The organism is Sinorhizobium sp. B11 (assembly GCA_039725955.1).
Lineage (GTDB): Bacteria > Pseudomonadota > Alphaproteobacteria > Rhizobiales > Rhizobiaceae > Rhizobium.
The window spans coordinates 1,304,814-1,324,703 of the sequence record CP091034.1 but is presented as its reverse complement, the minus strand read 5'-3'; the positions used below and the strand labels follow the sequence as shown (position 1 = coordinate 1,324,703).

Here is a 19,890-nt window from a genome sequence, read left to right as displayed (position 1 = left end):
GGCTTCAGTTTCAGGCTTTCATCCGCCGCGGCCAATCGTCCGGTTTGGATTTTCCAGGGCGCATGATAATGAGCGCTCCAATAAATGGAATGGCCCAGGGACAGATATCATGCAGGACAAGACACATCTCGTCGATGAAATCACCGGTCATCGGCGCATGCGGCGCAACCGCAAGGCCGACTGGACGCGGCGGCTGGTGCAGGAAAACCGCCTGACGGTCGACGATCTGATCTGGCCGATCTTCATCGTCCCCGGAACCGGCATCGTCGATCCGATCGCCGCCATGCCGGGTGTCAACCGCATGAGCGTCGACAAGGCGGTCGAGGCGGCGAAGGAAGCGGCCGATCTTGGTATCCCCGCTATCGCCACCTTCCCCGATATAGAGATGGAATTGCGCGATGAGACAGGGTCGAACAGTCTTGTCGCCAATAACCTCATCAATCAGACGACGGCTGCCATCAAAAAGGCAGTGCCCAATATCGGCATTATTACTGATGTGGCGCTCGACCCCTTCACCAGCCACGGGCATGACGGCATCCTGCGCGACGGCGAGATCGTCAATGACGAGACGGTCGACCAGGTCGTCAAGGCCGCGATCCTGCAGGCCGATGCCGGCGCCGACATCATTGCTCCCTCGGAAATGATGGACGGACGCATCGGCGCGATCCGCCGCGGGCTCGATGCCGCCGGGCATCAGAGCGTCGGCATCATGTCCTATGCAACGAAGTTTTCCTCCGGCTTCTACGGGCCCTATCGCGAGGCGATCAATACCAAAGGCCTGCTGAAGGGCGACAAGAACAGCTATTACATCAATCCGGCGAACGGTACGGAAGCGCTGCGCGATGCCGCCCTCGATGTCGAGGAAGGCGCAGACATGCTGATGGTGAAGCCAGGGCTTGCCTATATCGACATCTGCTGGCGCGTGAAGGAGGCTTTCGGCCTGCCGACTTTCGCCTATCAGGTGTCCGGCGAATATTCGCAAATCAAGGCTGCAGCCATGAACGGCTGGATAGACGGCGAGCGGATCATGATGGAGACGCTGCTTGCCTTCAAGCGCGCCGGTTGCGACGGCATCCTCACCTATTTTGCGCCGGAAGTGGCGAAAATCCTCGCAAAAAGGTGATTTTCGGGCGAATTATTGTATTTCCCCCGGACGATACCATATCAGCCGCATCGTCTTTCGAAGGGAGATATGGATGAGCTACAACCCCAATCCGCTTTATGCCGCACCGGAGGACTGGCGCGCCTATAGTGGTGTGCTCAGCCGTCGCGTCTTCGCATTCATCCTCGACTATGTCATCGTCGCCCTGCTCTGCATTCCGGCGGCGATCGTGGTGTTCTTCCTTGGGATCGTCACGTTGGGGCTCGGCTTCATCCTTTATCCGGCCCTGTTCGTCATCGTCGCAGGCCTGTACTTTGGCTTGACTGTCGGCGGTCCATCGCAGGCTTCGCTTGGCATGCGTGCGATGGGTATCGCGATCGTGCGTGTTGATGGAAGGCCGATGGACTTCATCCTGGCCGTTGCTCACCTGGCACTCTTCTGGATCCTGAACTCGGTGTTGACGCCGCTGATTCTGCTGGTCGGCCTGTTCACGGAACGCTCGCGCCTGCTGCACGATTTCCTCGTCGGCACGGCGACGATCCGCACCAACTGATTCCTTCGCGGCGGGGACGAAATAAAGTCCCCGCCCGCCCTTTGCCGGCCACAAAAAGGCGCCATATCCAAGAAATCGAATATTCGATTGCGCGGCACTGAATGCCGTGCTGTTGACGTTTTTTATTCTTGCGTCATGCTGTCTGGAATGACAGGCGCCCCGAAAGGAAATCTCCGCAAGAGATGAATACCCAGACTACGCCATCCCCGCAGTTTTATCTGACGGCTCCGGCTACGTGTCCGTATCTGCCGCATGAGATGGAGCGCAAGGTCTTCACTCACCTCGTCGGTCCGCGCGCTGCAGAGATGAACGACATTTTGACTCAGGGCGGCTTCCGCCGTTCCCAGAACATCGCCTACCGCCCCGCCTGCGAGGCCTGTCGGGCCTGCGTGTCGGTGCGGATCCTCGCGCAGGAGTTCGAACCCACCAAATCGATGAAGCGGGTGCTGGCGAACAATTCCGATATCATCGCGACGGAATTCCCTGCCCAGCCATCGAGCGAGCAATATTCGCTCTTCCGCCGCTATCTCGATTATCGCCACCAGCAGGGCGGCATGTCCGACATGACCGTGCTCGACTATGCGATCATGGTGGAAGATACGCATGTGAATACGAAGATCATCGAATATCGCCGACGCGAGGAAGGTTCCGGCCTGGAGACGCGCCCCAAGGGCGAGTTGCTTGCCGCCGCGCTGACCGACACGATGAGCGACGGCCTTTCCATGGTCTATTCCTACTTCAACCCAGACCTCGACCGGCGTTCGCTCGGCACTTTCATGATCCTCGACCACGTGCACCGCACCAGGGCGCTCGGCCTGCCGCATGTCTATCTTGGCTACTGGGTTCAAGGTTCGCGGAAGATGGATTACAAGACGCGCTTCCAGCCGCAGGAACATCTGACGCCGCGCGGCTGGGAACGTTTCGATCCCTCTTCTCTCGAGGACGATCCGCAGGACTGATGCCCCTTCCCCACCTTTCCGATCATCGGAAGGGCCTGCTGCTGACGGCGATCGGCGGGCTGGCACTTTCCATGGACATTCCGCTCGTTCGCCTCGCCGATGGCGATATCTGGTCGATCCTCAGCGCGCGAAGCCTGGCGACGGTTCTTGCCACATTCGTCATCCTGGTTGCGATGCGCCTGCTCTCCGGCAGGTGGCCGCCGCTCGTGCCCGGTCGCCCCGGCCTGCTGGCCGGACTGCTCTACGGGCTTTCTTCCGTCACCTTCGTCTTGGCAGTCTTCAATACGTCCACGGCGAACGTCGTCTTCATCGTTGCCTTCAACCCGATGTTCGGAGCACTGCTGTCGTGGCTATTTCTCAAGGAGAAGCCGCAGCCGGTGACCTTATTCGCCATGCTGTTCATGATCTTCGGCGTCGGCCTGATCGTGCGCGAGGGACTTTCGAGCGGCCACGTCTTCGGCGACGCCATGGCGCTTTTGAGCGCGCTGGTGCTTGCCGCCGCCATCACAGTCGGTCGTGCCTCGCGCCGGGAGATGGGCTTCGTGCCGCTGCTTGCCGCAATCCTGCCGGCAGCACTCGGCCTGGCGCAGGTCCTGCCTTCGGGACTGTCAATCGCTCACCCCGGCTGGATCGTCTTCAACGGCGCCATCATGATGCCGGTCGCCTTCTGGTGCCTGGCGACGGGACCGCGATATCTTTCCGCGCCTGAAGTCGGGATGTTCTACCTGTTGGAAACGGTGCTTGCACCGATTTGGGTCTGGCTGATCTTCGCGGAAACGCCAGCCACGATGACGCTTGTCGGCGGTGCGATACTGGTCGCGGCGATCGCCGGCCATTCCGTCTGGATGGCGAGGGGCAGAAGCGTTCAACTCGCTTGATTGACAAGTGATTACGACCTATCCATTGTTATAACTCTGTTATTACGGGAAGCGACTATGAACGTCACCATCCGCAAAATCGGCAATTCGGAAGGGGTCATCATTCCGAAGGAAATACTTCAACGTCTGGGGCTCAGCAGTGGCGATAGCCTTGAGTTGCGTGAAACGGACGGCACAATCCAGCTGGTCCCGGAATCCGCAGATCTCGCAGAGCAGATGCGCGCTGCACGCATCGGCATGGAAAAATATAGGGTTGCCCTTCGTGAACTCGCGAAATGAGTCGTTTGAAGTGGCTCAGCCGGGAAGCGATTGAAAAGATGCATGAAGAGCAGATCACCGAACACGGAGGTCTGCCAGGGCTTCGCTCTTTCGATTCATTGGAAATGGGCTTGGCACGACCGATTAACAAAGCCGCTTATGGCGAGCCGGATATTTTCGTGTTGGCAGCAGCATATCTTCATGGAATCGTTCGAAACCATCCCTTCGCGGACGGCAACAAGCGCACCGGTTACCTCGCAGCTTTTACGTTTCTCTATATCAACGGCTACCTTGTCGACGCTGACAACGCGCAGATCATCACATTCGTGCAGGATGTCGCGGCAGGCGAAATAGACGAAGACGGCGCAACCCGCTTCCTGCGCGATCACACAGTTCCGCTCACGCCGTAGCGCCTGCAGACTGGCCGGCTTCGGGATTCGATCGTTTCGAACATGGCGAAAGCTCCAGTTCCCGATCCAGCCCTTCGACGATATGTGTCCAGCCCTGACGGGTCTTTTCCTCGTATTCCGCCCATTCCGCGCACATTTCGTGCGTGAGGGTCAGGCGGCTGCCGCTGCCGAGTGGCTCGATGTCGATTTCCACGCGATCGCAATTGTGGTCGTGTTCCTCGACCGAGAAGCAGAACACGATGTGTCGGGGGCGCTTCAGCTCCAGGAATACGCCGTGATGAAAGGCGTCGCCGGTCGGGCGGCGGTCGACGATGATGAAGCGGCCGCCGACGCGCGGCTCGATATCGGCCCGCACGACATGGCCGTCATCGGTTGCGAATAAAAAGCGGCGGGCAATTTGGGGATTGAGCCAGGCATCATAGACCGTGGCAGGGGGCGCCCTGTAGCTGTGGGCGACATGCAGTTTGATGGTATTTGCGGCGGCCATCGGCATTCCTCCGTTGTGTTCGCACGCTCTTGCAAGCGCACGGCTTATGGCCATCCCGACCGCCCGCGGAACGACGTTGCCCTTCTTGTTGGCCCTTCTTTTTGGTGACAGGACTGAGATAGAGGAATTGCTCCGCCCGCCAAGGGCGGAGCCTCAAAATTCCCGGATCAGCCGGCGAATTTGCCGCTGCGTGGAAAGCCCTTCGGCACAGTGCGGCCGGCGGTGGCGCGGTCGGCCAGCCACTCGGCAAGCTCGTCCTTGTTCTTGGTGAAGGTGCGGCCGGCACTGTCTTCCCAGCTCAGGCCATCGGTGATGGCAAAGCAGCGAACATCGGAAATGCCGCCATCCTTATAGCGCTGCAGGCGCACGCCCTTGCCGCGCGTCATTTCCGGCACCTGGCTCAGCGGGAAGACCAGCATCTTGCGGTTCTCACCGACGACGGCGATGTGATCGCCGGTCACGGGCACGAGAAGCTTGGTCTCATCCGGCATGGATACGTTCATGATCTGCTTGCCCTTGCGGGTATTGGCGACCATTTCCACTTCCGGGACCACGAAGCCGTTGCCGACCGTCGAGACGATCAGCATCTTGCGTGCCGCATCGTGGACGAAGGCCGTCAGCACGTCCTGATCGTTTTCCATGTCGATCATGATGCGCAGCGGTTCGCCATGGCCGCGGCCGCCGGGCAGCTTGTCGCCACCGAGCGTGAAGACCTTGCCGCCGGTCGTGACGATCAGGATCTTGTCGGTCGTCTGCGCCGGGAAGGCCACCTTCAAGCCGTCGCCTTCCTTGAAGGCCAATGTCGACGTATCGGAAATGTGACCCTTCAAAGCGCGGATCCAGCCCTTTTCGGAGACGACGACAGTGATCGGTTCCTTCTCGATCATCGCGTGCTGGACGGCTTCTTCGTCGGCATCGGGCGCTTCGGCAAACTGCGTGCGGCGGCGGCCGATCTCGGTCGCCTTGGCGAATTTCTTCTTCACCTCGCCGATTTCCCAGGAGACCGTCTGCCACTGCTTCTCGTCGGAAGCAAGCAGCGCCTCGATATCGGCCTTTTCCTTGGTGAGCTCGTCGTGTTCCTTGCGGATCTCAAATTCTTCGAGCTTGCGCAGGGCGCGCAGCCGCATGTTGAGGATCGCTTCGACCTGAACGTCGGTCAGGTCCCAGCGTTTCATCATGACAGGCTTCGGCTCATCCTCTTCGCGGATGATACGGATCACCTCATCGATATTGAGGTAGGCAACGAGCAGGCCGCCGAGGATTTCGAGGCGTCTGTCGATAGCAGCAAGGCGGAAGCGCGAGCGGCGCTGGAGGACCTCGCGGCGGTGCGCCAGCCACTCCTTCAGCACTTCGTTCAGCGCCATCACGCGCGGGATCACGCCCATCGACAAGACGTTCATGTTCAGCGGAAAGCGGCTTTCCAGCTCCGTCAGCTTGAACATGGATTCCATGAGGATTGTCGGATCGACGGTGCGGCTCTTCGGCACCAGCACGACACGAATATCCTCGGCCGATTCGTCCCTGATATCTTCCAGGAGCGGCAGCTTGCGGGCGATCAGGAGTTCGGCGATCTTTTCGATCAGGCGCGACTTCTGCACCTGGAAGGGAATTTCGGTGATAACGATCTGATAGCCGCCGCGGCCGAGATCTTCCGTTTCCCATTTTGCGCGCACGCGAAAACCGCCACGACCGGTGCGGTAGCTCTCGATGATGCTTTCTCTGTTATCGATGATGATGCCCCCGGTCGGGAAATCGGGACCAGGGATGAATTCGACGAGCTTTTCGACCGTGGCATCGGGATGCTTGATCAGATGCAGTGCTGCGTCGCAGACCTCATGCACGTTGTGCGAAGGAATGGACGTCGCCATGCCGACGGCGATACCCGACGAACCGTTCGCGAGAAGGTTCGGGAAAGCGCCGGGAAGAACGATCGGCTCCGAATTGGATTCGTCGTAAGTATCGCGGAAATCGACGGCATCCTGATCGATACCCTCGAGCAGCAGCTCGGAGACCGCGGTCATCTTCGATTCGGTGTATCGCATGGCGGCGGGACTGTCGCCGTCGATATTGCCGAAATTGCCCTGCCCGTTCACCAGCGTGTAGCGCTGCGAGAAATCCTGCGCGAGGCGCGCCAATGCGTCGTAGATCGACTGGTCGCCATGCGGGTGATAGTTACCCATCACTTCGCCGACGATCTTGGCGCATTTTCTGAAGGCCGCGTTGGGGCGCAGACCCATGTCGTTCATCGCGTAGACGATGCGGCGATGGACTGGCTTCAGGCCATCGCGCACATCAGGCAGGGCGCGGTGCATGATGGTCGACAAGGCATAACGAAGGTAGCGCTCTTCGAGCGCCGCCTTCAGGTCGACCGGTTGAATATTATCGTCGTCTCCGCCGGAAGGCGGTAAAATCTCTTGTCCCATGGAACCCTGACTAGCTCAGAAACCCCTGTGGGGCAAGGAATCCGGGCACTCCGGCTGTGGATGACGTCTTCATGCTGACACGAAAGCTGTAAAAGGTGACAGCCGAATTTGGACTCTGTTTGCCGATCCTCTCAATAAAAATTTAGGGGTCTGCAAATATAAAGCCGGACCGTTCCGCAGTAGCTTCATTGTAATAGTCAACGGCACTTGCCACCCAGGGGACTTTCTCATGACCTTTTACCGCACAACGCGGCTGATGCTGTCGAGCGCAGCCATTCTTTCGTTCGCTGGTTCTGCGTTCGCGCTGGACGGCCAGGATCTCCTGAAAAAGATCAATGCCGCCTATAGCCAGCAGGGCGGAACAGTGACCGCCGATTCCGTCGATATCGACGGCACGACTGTCACGCTGAAGAATACCAGCTTCAAGCCGAATGCCGGCGAACCGATCGCCATCGGCGACATCACCCTCTCGGGCGTCGAAGAGCAGGATGACGGCAGCTACTATATCGAAGAGGCAGCCTTCCCCGACATCAGTTCATCCAAGGAGGGCGTGACCGTGAGCGCCCAGGAAATGACGCTCGGCGACATCTCCGTTCCCGCCCAGCCGGGCGATACGATCGACTCCATGTTCTTTGCCGAGAGCGCCCATACCGGTCCGATCAAGGTCGTCAAGGATGGTGCCGAGGTCTTCTCGGTACTCGAAAGCGACATGAACGCAACGCTGCGCGAAGATGAATCCGGTTTCGATTTTGACGGCGCCTTCAAGAGCATGAAGGCCGATCTCAGCCAGGCCGGAGATAGCCCGGACAGCAAGGAAGCGATCGAGAAACTGGCGCTTCAGCACATCCAGGGCGACATCACCATGAAGGGCGCTTGGGATATCGAGCCCGGCACGATCGATCTCTCGGAGATATCTTTCGACATCACCAATGTCGGCAAGCTGAACTTCGGCTTCAAGATCTCCGGCTACACGATGGCCTTCATGAAATCGATGCAGGACGCGGTCAAGCAGTCGGAAGCCAACCCCAACAAGGAAGAAGCACAGCAGGCGCTCGGCCTCGCCATGCTCGGACTTGCCCAGCAGCTGACATTCGATTCCGCGCAGATCCGCTTCGAGGATGCGTCGATCACCAAGCGCGCGCTGGACTATGCCGGTTCGAAGCAGAACGTCTCCGGCCAGCAGATGGCGGATTCGCTGAAGGCGATGACGCCGATCATGCTCGCGCAGCTCAACATTCCGGAGCTGCAGAACGCGATTTCGGCTGCGGTCAGCACCTTCCTCGACAATCCGAAGAGCCTGACCGCCAAGGCCACGCCTGAGAAGCCGGTCGCATTCCCGATGATTGTCGGTGCTGCCATGGGTGCACCGAACACGGTGCCGCAGATGCTTGGGGTAAAGGTTTCGGCGAACGACTGAGTTCGTCTCAACCCAACAAAAAAGCCCGGCGATATCTTCGCCGGGCTTTTTTTTGTTTTGTGATGCCTGCCTCAGTCTTTCTTCTGCGGCGGGATCGGGCGGATCGCCAGTTCGCGCAGCTGGGCGGTCGTTGCCGGTGTCGGCGCGCCCATCAGCAGATCCTGGGCCTGCTGGTTCATCGGGAAGAGCGAGATTTCGCGCAGGTTCTTCGCGCCGACGAGCAGCATGACGATACGGTCGATACCGAAGGCGGCACCACCATGCGGCGGCGCGCCGTACTGGAAGGCGCGGTAGAGGCCGCCGAAACGATCCTCGACATCCTGCTGGCTCAGGCCCACCTTTTCGAAGGCAGCGACCATGGTTTCCGGCGACTGGTTACGGATCGAGCCGGAGGCGATTTCGAAGCCGTTGCAGACCGCGTCGTACTGGAAGGCCTTGATGCCAAGCGGATCCTGATTGGTCAGCGCATCGAGGCCGCCCTGCGGCATCGAGAAGGGGTTGTGGGCGAAGTCGACCTTCTTCTCGTCTTCGTTCCATTCGAAGAACGGGAAATCGACGATCCAGCAGAGTTCGAAGCGGTCGCGGTCGATGAGGTTCAGCTCGTCGGCAGCACGGTTGCGGGCTTCGCCTGCGAACTTGTAGAACTTTTCCGGTTCGCCGGCGACGAAGAAGCAGGCGTCGCCGTCACCGAGGCCGAGCTGGTTGCGGATGGCATCCGTACGCTCTTCGCCGATGTTCTTGGCAAGCGGGCCGGCGCCCTCGAGCTTTTCGCCCTCCTTGCGCCAGAAGATGTAGCCGAGGCCCGGCTGGCCCTGGCTCTGTGCCCAGGCGTTCATGCGGTCGCAGAAGGCGCGCGACCCGCCGGTCTTGGCCGGGATCGCCCAGACCTGAACCTTCGGGTTGGAGGCGATCATGTTGGCGAAGACCTTGAAGCCGGAGCCGGCAAAATGATCGGTCACGGCTTCCATGACGATCGGGTTGCGCAGATCAGGCTTGTCTGAGCCGTATTTGCGGATCGCTTCGTCATAAGGGATACGCGGCCATTCCTTGGTGACCGGCTTGCCTTCGGCGAACTCTTCGAAAATGCCGGTCATCAGCGGACCCATCGTGTTCCAGACGTCTTCCTGGGTCACGAAGCTCATTTCGAGGTCGAGCTGGTAGAACTCGCCCGGCAGGCGGTCGGCACGCGGGTCTTCATCGCGGAAGCAGGGCGCGATCTGGAAGTAGCGGTCGAAACCGGCAACCATCAGCAGCTGCTTGTATTGCTGCGGAGCCTGCGGCAGGGCGTAGAAAGTGCCGGGATGGATACGGCTCGGCACGAGGAAGTCGCGCGCGCCTTCCGGCGAGGAAGCCGTCAGGATCGGCGTCGTATATTCGGTGAAGCCGACATTGCCCATTTCGCGGCGCATGGCCGAAATTACCTGCGTGCGCTTGACGATGTTCTTATGCAGCGTTTCGCGGCGAAGATCGAGGAAGCGGTACTTGAGGCGAACGTCTTCCGGGTAGTCCGGCTCGCCGAAGACGGGCAGCGGCAGTTCCTTGGCCGCAGAGAGAACCTCGATCTCCTGCGCATAGAGCTCGATCTCGCCGGTCGGCATGTTCTTGTTGACGGTGTCTTCGGTACGCGCCTTCACGAGACCGTCAATGCGGATCACCCATTCGCCGCGAACGGTTTCGGCCATCTTGAAGGCCGGGCTGTCCGGGTCAGCAACCACCTGGGTGATGCCGTAGTGATCGCGAAGGTCGATGAACAGCACGCCGCCATGATCTCGGACACGGTGGACCCAGCCGGAAATACGGACATTCGAGCCGACGTCCGACTTGCGGAGAGCGGCGCATGTGTGGCTGCGGTAGCGATGCATGATCTCAAATCCTGGCATTTGGCTTAAGACGGCGGCATGGCCCTCGGGACCTTCACGCCGACAAGAAAATCGGGCGGACAAGCGCATGGACTCTCTGATTTGTCAAGACTTGGCGCGGCCGGCGGGCCGTTTGCTCCCTCGTTTCCGAGTGAGCCAGGACACTTGCGCTGCGGCAGTTTGGCTGAAGGCTGCATATTGATGAAAAGGATAGTCAACTTTAAAAGGAGGCATCATTCAAGACGGAACCTGCCGATGCCCCTCCTCACCCGCCGCAATCTGCTCAAGGCTTCCGCCGTCGCCGGCGCCTATGGCGCGGGCATGGCGATTGCCGGGCGCTTCGGACTGGCGGAGGCAGCACCCGAGCCGCGCATCCTGACGGCACGCAGGACCGAGGCACAGATCATGGATGCCGCACCGACGCGGGATATCATGACATGGGGCGACGAGGGCCTGCCGCCGGTGCTGCGCATGCCGCGCGGCAAAGCCTATGCGGCGCGCCTGACAAACAGCCTGGACGAACCGACGACAATCCACTGGCACGGACTGCGCATCGACAACAAGATGGACGGCGTGCCCTTCATGACGCAGCCCTACGTCTATACGAACGACAGCTTCGACTATCTCTTCACGCCGCCGGATGCCGGAACCTTCTGGTATCACCCCCACTGCAACACACTGACCCAGATGGGCCACGGCATGACCGGCGTGCTCGTCGTGGAAGATCCCGCCGATCCCGTCTTCGATGCCGAAATCGTGCTCAACCTGCGCGACTGGCGGCTTGGTGGCGATGGTCAGTTCATCGCGCCGTTCCGCCCGCGTGATGCAGCAAAGGCCGGCACCTATGGAACGGTGCGGACCGCCAACTGGCACCAGGAGCCGAAATATGATGCACCGGCGGGCGGGCTCGTGCGCCTGCGCATCGCCGTCACCGACGTGACCCGCATCTTCTCGCTCAAGATGGAAGGTGCAGATGCCACGGTTATCGCTATCGACGGCAATCCGGTGCCGAAGCGCTTCCCGCTCGATCTCCTGCAGATCGGACCAGGACAGCGGCTCGACCTTGCCGTTCGCATGCCGGATAGCGAGGGGGCGGTGGCCACGCTGGAAGATATTCGCGGTACGACGCCGAAGGTGATCACGCGCTTCAGCGCCACCGGGCAGTCACTGAAGCGCAATATCGGCGATCTCGGCGCGCTTGCAGAAAACCCGGTGCCGAAGGCCGATCTTTCTTCAGCGGAGACAATTCCACTTGTCTTGTCCGCCACCGCAGAGAATGCCGCCGTCGAAAGCATCTGCGGCACGCTCGGCTACAGCTTCTGGGCCATCAACAAGGTGCCGTGGCCGGGCGATACACCCGATCCGACCGCGCCGCTCGCCGAGCTGAAGCTCGGCAAGAGCTACGTCTTCAACCTGGAAAACGTCACGCCGCATACGCATCCGATCCATCTGCACGGCATGAGCTTCACCGTCATCTCGTCCTCGACGCGGGAGGTGATGCCGCTCGTCTCCGACACCTATCTCATTCAGCCGGACGAAAAGGTGCAGCTCGCCTTCGTCGCCGACAATCCGGGTGACTGGCTATTGCATTGCCATATCATCGAGCATCAGAAGACAGGCATGACGAGCTATCTTCGCGTGGTTTGATATTGTGCCGCGGTTATCGCCTTGGCGCCACAGCAGCCGCAGAAAACATCACCTGCATCATGGCGAATAAGACTTCATAAAGGTGAAGCCCGCTGACCATATTGACATATCTCTTCGAAAGGGGAAGGAAGGTTTAACTGACCTCTTCCTTGCGAATGAATTGATATGATCGAAACCACCGCCGATCTGGCGGCCGCCTGCAAAGAGCTGGCCAAGTCCGATTTCATTACCATCGATACTGAATTCCTGCGTGAGACGACCTTCTGGCCGGAACTGTGCCTGATCCAGATGGCGAGCCCAACGGTGGAGGTGCTGGTCGATCCTCTGGCGAAAGACATCGATCTTTCGCCCTTCTTCGAGCTGATGGCCAATCCTGATGTGCTGAAGGTGTTTCACGCGGCGCGGCAGGATATTGAAATCATTTTCAATCGCGGCAACCTGATCCCTCACCCGATCTTCGATACGCAGGTCGCTGCGATGGTCTGCGGTTTCGGCGACAGTGTTTCCTACGACCAGCTCATCAGCCGAACGAAGAACGTTCATATCGACAAGTCCTCGCGCTTTACGGACTGGAGCCGCCGGCCGCTCTCCGACAAGCAGCTCGAATATGCGCTGGCCGACGTCACCCATCTGCGCGACGCCTATCTCTACCTCAAAGCCGAACTGGAGCGCGAAGGCCGCGCTTCCTGGCTGCGCGAGGAAATGGACATTCTGGAATCGCGCGAGACCTACGATATCCACCCTGACGATGCGTGGCAGCGGCTGAAGCTTCGCCTGCGCAAGCCGCAGGAGCTGGCGATCCTGAAATATGTCGCCGCCTGGCGGGAGCGCGAGGCGCGGTCGCGCAACGTCCCGCGTTCGCGGGTGCTGAAGGACGATGCGATCTACGAGATCGCCCAGCAGCAGCCGAAGGACGCCGAGGCCCTCGGGCGCCTGCGCACAATTCCGAAGGGCTGGGAGCGCTCGGCCACGGGTGCTGCGGTGCTGGAAGCGGTCAATACAGCGCTTGCGCTGCCACGTTCCGAAATGCCGCATGTGCCGCGCCAGGCACAGCCGCCGGAAGGTGCGGCGGCGGCCGTCGAGCTTCTCAAGGTGCTGCTCAAGCTGATTTCCGAAAAGCACGGCGTGGCGCCGAAGGTAATCGCCAACAGCGACGACCTCGACAGGATCGCGGCTGAGGGCGAAACGGCAGATGTCGCGGCCATGCATGGATGGCGGCGCGATCTGTTCGGCGAGCCGGCGCTGCAGCTCATCCGCGGCGAAATTGCTCTGCGCTTCGTTGGCCGCAAGGTCGAAACCGTCACACTCCCGGCTTAGATCGCGGCGCGAGCCTTCGGTTCGGCTGTCGCGTTTCAACTCGTTGCTTGACGCGTGTCGTCAGCGCAAAAATCGCTTCGTACCTTTGTGCGCGCTGCCTTAAATTCGAAATATCTTGACCATAGCACTGCGCCGGAAACAATAGCCGAATGAAGTGCTTCGGCGAAAGGGCGGCATGAGAGAGATATCCCCGACGCAGAACTGGATCCTGATTGCGCTCGTCCTTGGACTCAGCGGCGTGGTCTACGATCTGTACTTCTTTGCCGGTCAGACGCCCATCATCGGAGCGATCTTCGCGCTTTTCATCGGCATGCCGATCCTCGCCTTCGAACGCAAGGCGCTGTTGCGCGGCCTTTATCGGCGCATACAAAGACTGCCGACCCTGCTCTTCATCATCTCCGAGCTCGTCATCTATGAAATCCTGATGAGCATCGGCTTTGCCGCTGCCGGTTTTCTCCTTACTCTGCTTGGCGTTCTGAATCCGCCGAAGATGATCGACGTGCTGATCATGCCGTTCGACATCTTTATCTACGCGCTTGCCGTCTGCGCAACATTGATCTTCCTGCTCCGGGTGCGGGAACTGCTCGGGCGCGAGGTCTTCATCAGCATGCTGATCAGCCGCTATCGCAGACCGATGAAGGAAGAGCGGGTCTTCCTGTTCATCGATCTCGCCGAATCCACGGCCTTTGCCGAAAAGCACGGGGACCTGCGCGCGCAACAGCTTCTGAGCTCGCTATTTGCCGCCTTCGCCGAGCCTGTGCGGCGCAACAAGGGCCTGATCAACGACTATGTTGGCGATGCGGCTATCATCACCTGGCCACTGGCGCGCGGCGTCAAGGATGCGCGTTGCGTGCGCTGCCTTTTCGATATCCTTGCCGATATCGAAGCCAATGCCGCAAGCTGGAAGAAGAGCTACGGCCATGTGCCGAAGCTCAGGGCCGCCCTTCACGGCGGCAGCGTCATTACGGCTGAGGTCGGCGTCGACCATCATAAGATCAGCTTCTTCGGTGATACGGTGAATACCACTTCGCGGCTGGAATCGCTCTGCCGAACATTGAACCGGCCGGTGCTGATCTCCGCCGAGCTCGCCAAGCGCATGACGTTGCCCGAGGAGATTATCGGCGAGAACCTCGGCAATCACGCTGTGCGCGGCCGTGGCCAGGGGCTGGATGTCATCGCCCTTTCCTCGCGCGCCGTGACCGTCCTCAATCAGCCTGCGACCCTGCGGCGCGGTTGAGCCGTAGCTTTCCGCACACGTCACCAAAGCTTCACCCAACCGTCAATGTGCCGACATGAATGCCCTGCTAAGCGGATGGCGCTTTTGCACTCCGTTCTATGGGGACATCATGAAGAACGCTCTTTTCGCTTCCGTATCACTTTTCATGCTCGTCGCAGGCTCCGCCTCCGCCGACCAGCAACTCTTCCCGGCAAAGCTGACCAGCCAGGCGATCCTGCCTGCCAACACGGTCGTTCCGGCTCCGGCCGATGCGCCGGCTTTTCTCAAGACCTCGGGCAAGTTCACGACCCCTGACCGCAAGCGCACCGAGAAACTCGGCACCATCGACGGCAAGGACGGCGCCCGCGTCACCGACGTCAAGCTCCCGCTCGACGGCCAGCCGATCCAGGGTTTTTCCGGCATCAAGACCATGGCCGACGGCACCTTCTGGACGCTCTCCGACAACGGCTTCGGCTCGAAGTTCACCTCGTCCGACTCCATGCTGTTCCTGCATCAGCTGAAGTTCGACTGGAACGCCAACAAGGTTGACGTCGTCAAGAACCTCTTCCTGTCCGACCCGAACAAGATCGCTCCGTTCCCGATCGTTACGGAAGCCTCGGACACGCGTTACCTGACCGGTGCCGATTTCGACATCGAATCCGTACAGCCGGTTGCCGACGGCTTCTGGCTCGGCGACGAATTCGGCCCCTACCTCCTGAAATTCGACACCGAAGGCCGTCTGACAGACGTCATCCCGACGACGCTCGATGGCAAGCCGGTCCTGTCCCCCGACAACCCGCTGATCCAGCTGCCGGCCAACCCGGCCGCCAAGATGCCGGCCTTCAACCTGAAGCGCTCCGGCGGTTTCGAGGGCCTCGCCATGTCGAAGGACGGCTCCAAGCTGTACGGCCTGCTGGAAGGCGCCATCTATGTAGACGGCCAGATGGAAACCGCTGACGGCCACACCGCCATCCGCGTCATCGAGTTCGACGTCGCTTCCAAGAAGTGGACCGGCCGCAGCTGGCTCTACCCGTTCGAAGACAAGGGTGCTTCGATCGGCGACTTCAACATGCTCGATGAGACCACCGCTCTCGTCATCGAGCGCGACAATGGCGCCGGCACGAAGGACAAGGCTTGCGCCGATCCCAAGCAGCCGAAGCCGGATTGCTTCGAAGCTCCGGCCGAGCTGAAGCGCGTCTACAAGATCGAGTTCAACGACGCCAACGTCGGCAAGTCTGTCCGCAAGATCGGCTATATCGATCTCCTGAACATCCAGGATCCTGACAACAAGAAGAAGGCCGGCGATATCCCCGGCGTCTACAACATGCCCTTCGTGACGATCGAAAACGTCGACCGCGTCGACGCGACGCACATCATCATCGGCAACGACAACAACCTGCCCTTCTCGGCCGGCCGCGCTGTCGACAAGGCTGACAATAACGAGTTCAGCATTCTCGAAGTCGGCGAATTCCTGAACGCGAAGTAATCCGCAATTTAGTACGAGATTGAGAGGGCGGCGCGAAAGTGCCGCCCTTTTGCTTGGCCATTGGCGCTGGCGCTGGGGTTGGGGCTGGGGCTGGGGCTGGGGCTGAACGGTCAGGCAGCCTGCCCGGCCTGTCTACTCGAAGCGGAAGGCCAGCCGCTTGTTCGTCAGCCGCGACAATTGCTGCAGGCGGCCGTCCAGTCGTTCTCCGGCGAAATCGCGGTATTCGTGCGGAACCACGAATTCCAGATCGAGATCGGGGGTGGAAGCTTTTCGGAATCTCAGATTGCGCACAATGCCCGGCATGGAAGCCGAGAAGAGATAGACGACGCGCAACATGCCGCCGAGCAGCTTTGCGCGGTCGATGAAGGCAGGACCGGCGATCGTCGCAAGAGGTGCCGTGGAGCCGTCGTCATGCAGACCTTCGAAGCGGTAGTAGTTGGTCAGCGCGATGAAGGCGCGGCCGGGATGGCTGATACCGACGAATGAGGAGTGAGCAATCACGTTCAGCGCCTGCGCGCCGCGATAATCAGGATGCGCGCGCCAGCTGATATCGGCCAGCAGGCAGGCGGCCTGACGATACCGGCTTTCCTCGTCGGTTTCCTGAACGCCGAAATACGGCATCATGCGGCCGGTCCAATCGGCCAGCTCGCGGGCATGTTCTGGCGAACGGGCACGCAGGATCGCAAGCTCGCCGGCGGCAGCCAGCAGCGGATCGGCGCGGCGTTCGGATTCGGACAGCAGCGAAAAGAGATAACCTTCACGCACGCCCTGCGCGGAGAAGGAGATCACCGAAGGCTTCATGGCGTTCAGCACTTCCTTCATGGCGATGGCGCCGAAGGGAAGCAGTGAACGGCGGTGCTTGGAAACCGCCTGCAGAGCCGGTTCCTTGGAATCCTTGGCGGTGACGACCTGATCCAGGAACTGTGTCATGCCTTCGAGAGACACCTCGTAGCCCTGCATCATGTGCAGCGGATAACGAGTAATCTCCATGTGCAGCTTGGCAATGTTTCGCCAGGTGCCGCCAACGGCATAGAAGGTGCGCCCTTCCCCCTTGGAGAGAAGCTTGGCGGTCTTGACCTGCTTGCGGGCAAAGGCTCGCGCCTTGGCGAGCGACCCGCCGGCATATTCGGAGAGGCGCAGACCGCCGAGCGGCAGGGTAATGCCGCCGCTGACATCCTTGCCCCTGATATCGATCAGTTCCAGAGAACCGCCGCCGAGGTCGCCTGCGATGCCATCGGGATTGTAGAAGCCGCTGATGATGCCGAGCGAGGCAAAGCGTGCCTCCTCCTCACCCGACAATATACGGACGTGCCGCTGCAGGATCGTCTCGGCCTGATGGATGAAATCGGGGCCGTTGCTTGCCTCGCGCGCAGCGGCCGTGGCCAGCACATACATGGTGGCCGCGCGTGCCTGATCGGAGAGAGCCTTGAAACGATGAAGAGCCTGAAGCGCGCGTGCGACGCTTTCCTCGTCCATCTTGCCGGTCAGGGCTATGCCCTTGCCGAGGCCACAGAGAACCTTTTCGTTGAACAGGATGGTGGGCGAACGCGACAAGCCTTCGTAGACGACCAGACGGATAGAATTCGATCCGATATCGACAACGGAGACCGGGGCGATACCCGGAAGTCGCCCCTGGGCTTCAGATTCAACCATTAGGTCCAGTTTACTTGTTGTTCCGGCCGGCAAGCAGACCGGCGATCAGCTTCGGCGCACTCGATTTCAGAGCTTCACCGCGGCCCGACAGGCTGGGATTGGTCATGAAATACTGCTGCGCATTGAACGGTTCCTCGCCCTTGCGCACTTCCATGCGCCGTGACGTACCGTCGGGCAATATCTCGTAGCTTTGTTGATTGTCAATCACGTTGCCGAGCATAATCTGTGACAAAACCTGCTCGTGAACGGTCGGATTTGTCAGCGGAACCATCGTTTCGACGCGGCGATCGAGGTTTCTCGGCATCATGTCGGCGGAGCCGATATAGACGAGCGCCTTGTCGGATGGCAGGCCGTAACCATTGCCGAAGCAGAAGATGCGGCTGTGTTCCAGGAAACGTCCGACGATCGATTTGACCCGGATATTGTCGGAAAGGCCTGGCACCTGCGGACGCAGGCAGCAGATGCCGCGCACGACGAGATCGATCTCGACGCCGGCGCGGCTCGCCGTATAGAGCGCGTCGATGATATCGGGGTCGACCAGCGAATTCATCTTCATCCAGATCGCTGCCGGGCGGCCTGCGCGGGCATGCTCGATCTCTTCGTTGATGTGGCGAATGATGCGCGGGCGCAGCGTATAAGGCGAAACGGCGAGCTGCATCCCCTCTTCCGGCTCACCGTATCCGGTGATGAAGTTGAAAATATTCGCCATGTCGTGGGCGATGACGGGGTTGCAGGTGAAGAAGGAGAGGTCGGTGTAGATCTTCGCCGTGATCGGATGGTAGTTGCCGGTGCCGAGATGGCAGTAGGTGCGCAGCTTGCCTTCCTCGCGGCGAACGACGAGCGACATCTTGGCGTGGGTCTTGAGTTCGATGAAACCGAAGACGACCTGCACGCCGGCGCGCTCCAGGTCGCGTGCCCAGCGGATATTCGCCTCTTCGTCAAAGCGAGCCTTGAGTTCGACCAGTGCCGTCACCGACTTGCCGGCTTCGGCGGCGTCGACCAGGGCGCGAACGATCGGGCTGTCATTGGATGTACGGTAGAGCGTCTGCTTTATCGCCAGAACGTCAGGATCATGCGCAGCCTGGATAAGGAATTGGACCACCACGTCGAAAGATTCATATGGGTGGTGAACCACCATGTCCTTTTCTCTGATGGCGGCGAAGCAATCACCGGCGTGTTCACGGACACGTTCGGGAAATCGCGCATTGTAGGGCGGAAAGCGCAGGTCGTCGCGCGGCGCCTTGGTGATTTCGGAGAGCGTGTTGAGCGCCAGCAGGCCCGGCAGAACGGCAACGCGATTCTCGGGAATACTGAGTGCCTGGACGACGAACTGGCGCAGCGAGGCCGGCATCTCGGAATCCGTTTCGATGCGGATGACCTTGCCGCGGCGGCGGCGCTTCAGCGCGGTTTCGAAGAAGCGCACGAGATCTTCAGCTTCTTCCTCGACTTCGATATCACTGTCTCGGATGACGCGGAATGTACCCGAGCCCTGCACCTCATAACCCGGATAAAGCCGGTGAATGAAGATGTTGGCGACGTCTTCCAGGGTGATGTAGCGGATCGTGTTGCGATCGTCGGGCAGGCGGACGAAACGGTCGAGAGCCGGCGGGAGGCGCAGCAACGCCGTCATCGGCTCGCGGCCGCTGCGGCTGACGAGCTGCAGGCCGATCGAGAACCCGAGGTTCGGAATGAACGGGAAAGGATGCGCCGGATCGATCGACAGCGGCGTCAGAACCGGGAAGATCGCCTGCTCGAACTCGTTTGCCAGCCACTGCCGATCGGCGTCGCTCAGCGCACCCGGACGCACGATCAGGATGTCTTCCTTGGCGAGGTACTGCTGCAGGACGGCGAGCGAGGCCTGCTGCTCCATCTGCAGATGATCGATCTCGCTCAGGATCGAATCGAGCTGTTCGGCGGGTGTGCGGCCATCGGGGCTCTTGACGACGATGCTCTGCCGTACCTGGCCTTCGAGGCCGGCGACGCGCACCATGAAGAATTCGTCGAGGTTGGCGGCCGAAATCGACAGGAAGCGCACGCGTTCCAGCAACGGATGCTCGGTGTTCAGCGTCTCCTCGAGGACACGGCGATTGAACTGCAGCCAGGAGAATTCGCGGTTGATGAAGCGCTCGGGGCTCGACAGCAGCTGCTCCAACGCCGGCAGGTCAGTGCTGTTGTTCGGGGTGGATTCCTGATGTTCCTGATATGCACTATCCATGGTCCACTCA

16 protein-coding genes are annotated in these 19,890 nt (G+C 60.3%); 11 read left to right on the top strand and 5 right to left on the bottom strand.

Annotation, left to right across the window (positions count from 1 at the left end; all coding sequences use genetic code 11):
• Positions 1 to 109 precede the first annotated feature (109 nt).
• From hemB to LVY75_16315, 6 genes are all read left to right on the top strand, one after another.
• Complete coding sequence (gene hemB, locus LVY75_16340) at positions 110 to 1,123, top strand: porphobilinogen synthase (GenBank protein XAZ24764.1); 1,014 nt, start codon at positions 110 to 112, stop codon at positions 1,121 to 1,123.
• Positions 1,124 to 1,196: 73 nt separating this feature from the next.
• Positions 1,197 to 1,655: an RDD family protein gene (locus LVY75_16335; protein XAZ24763.1), complete on the top strand. Its 459-nt coding sequence runs from the start codon at positions 1,197 to 1,199 to the stop codon at positions 1,653 to 1,655.
• A 182-nt stretch (positions 1,656 to 1,837) separates the two neighbouring features.
• A complete protein-coding gene (locus LVY75_16330; GenBank protein ID XAZ24762.1) occupies positions 1,838 to 2,614 on the top strand; it encodes an arginyltransferase in 777 nt (258 codons plus the stop codon).
• A complete protein-coding gene (locus LVY75_16325) occupies positions 2,614 to 3,492 on the top strand; it encodes a DMT family transporter (GenBank protein XAZ24761.1) in 879 nt (292 codons plus the stop codon). Before LVY75_16330 ends, LVY75_16325 begins: the two co-directional genes overlap by 1 nt.
• Positions 3,493 to 3,549: 57 nt before the next feature.
• Entirely contained in the window at positions 3,550 to 3,771 is a 222-nt protein-coding gene (locus LVY75_16320; GenBank protein XAZ24760.1) for an AbrB/MazE/SpoVT family DNA-binding domain-containing protein, read from the top strand.
• Complete coding sequence (locus LVY75_16315) at positions 3,768 to 4,160, top strand: type II toxin-antitoxin system death-on-curing family toxin (GenBank protein ID XAZ24759.1); 393 nt, start codon at positions 3,768 to 3,770, stop codon at positions 4,158 to 4,160. Before LVY75_16320 ends, LVY75_16315 begins: the two co-directional genes overlap by 4 nt.
• Here LVY75_16315 and LVY75_16310 read toward each other — a convergent pair.
• Together LVY75_16310 and parC are read right to left on the bottom strand one after the other, a co-directional pair.
• On the bottom strand, positions 4,150 to 4,653 hold the full coding sequence (locus tag LVY75_16310; GenBank protein ID XAZ24758.1) for an SRPBCC domain-containing protein: 504 nt from the start codon (positions 4,651 to 4,653) through the stop codon (positions 4,150 to 4,152). The two genes, LVY75_16315 and LVY75_16310, sit on opposite strands and share 11 nt — an antisense overlap.
• 161 nt (positions 4,654 to 4,814) lie before the next feature.
• Positions 4,815 to 7,070: a DNA topoisomerase IV subunit A gene (gene parC / locus LVY75_16305; protein XAZ24757.1), complete on the bottom strand. Its 2,256-nt coding sequence runs from the start codon at positions 7,068 to 7,070 to the stop codon at positions 4,815 to 4,817.
• A gap of 229 nt (positions 7,071 to 7,299) precedes the next feature.
• On the opposite strand from parC, the gene LVY75_16300 reads away from it, so the two are divergent.
• Positions 7,300 to 8,487 carry a hypothetical protein gene (locus LVY75_16300; protein XAZ24756.1) on the top strand — a complete coding sequence of 396 codons (1,188 nt, stop codon included), beginning with the start codon at positions 7,300 to 7,302 and terminating at the stop codon, positions 8,485 to 8,487.
• A gap of 71 nt (positions 8,488 to 8,558) precedes the next feature.
• Here LVY75_16300 and aspS read toward each other — a convergent pair whose 3' ends face one another.
• Entirely contained in the window at positions 8,559 to 10,349 is a 1,791-nt protein-coding gene (gene aspS / locus LVY75_16295; protein XAZ24755.1) for an aspartate--tRNA ligase, read from the bottom strand.
• Between the two features lie 252 nt (positions 10,350 to 10,601).
• On the opposite strand from aspS, the gene LVY75_16290 reads away from it, so the two are divergent.
• The 4 genes from LVY75_16290 (at position 10,602) to LVY75_16275 (ending at position 16,012) form a co-directional block, all read left to right on the top strand.
• Positions 10,602 to 11,993, top strand: a complete 1,392-nt coding sequence (locus LVY75_16290) for a multicopper oxidase family protein (GenBank protein XAZ24754.1) — start codon at positions 10,602 to 10,604, stop codon at positions 11,991 to 11,993.
• Positions 11,994 to 12,158: 165 nt separating this feature from the next.
• Positions 12,159 to 13,310, top strand: a complete 1,152-nt coding sequence (gene rnd, locus LVY75_16285) for a ribonuclease D (GenBank protein ID XAZ24753.1) — start codon at positions 12,159 to 12,161, stop codon at positions 13,308 to 13,310.
• Between the two features lie 175 nt (positions 13,311 to 13,485).
• Complete coding sequence (locus LVY75_16280; protein XAZ24752.1) at positions 13,486 to 14,547, top strand: adenylate/guanylate cyclase domain-containing protein; 1,062 nt, start codon at positions 13,486 to 13,488, stop codon at positions 14,545 to 14,547.
• Between the two features lie 109 nt (positions 14,548 to 14,656).
• A complete protein-coding gene (locus tag LVY75_16275) occupies positions 14,657 to 16,012 on the top strand; it encodes an esterase-like activity of phytase family protein (protein XAZ24751.1) in 1,356 nt (451 codons plus the stop codon).
• A gap of 132 nt (positions 16,013 to 16,144) precedes the next feature.
• On the opposite strand, the gene ppx is transcribed toward LVY75_16275, so the two are convergent.
• Complete coding sequence (ppx, locus tag LVY75_16270; GenBank protein ID XAZ24750.1) at positions 16,145 to 17,665, bottom strand: exopolyphosphatase; 1,521 nt, start codon at positions 17,663 to 17,665, stop codon at positions 16,145 to 16,147.
• A 10-nt stretch (positions 17,666 to 17,675) separates the two neighbouring features.
• Positions 17,676 to 19,880 (bottom strand): RNA degradosome polyphosphate kinase, encoded by a 2,205-nt coding sequence (locus LVY75_16265; protein XAZ24749.1) that lies wholly within the window; start codon positions 19,878 to 19,880, stop codon positions 17,676 to 17,678.
• Positions 19,881 to 19,890 lie beyond the last annotated feature (10 nt).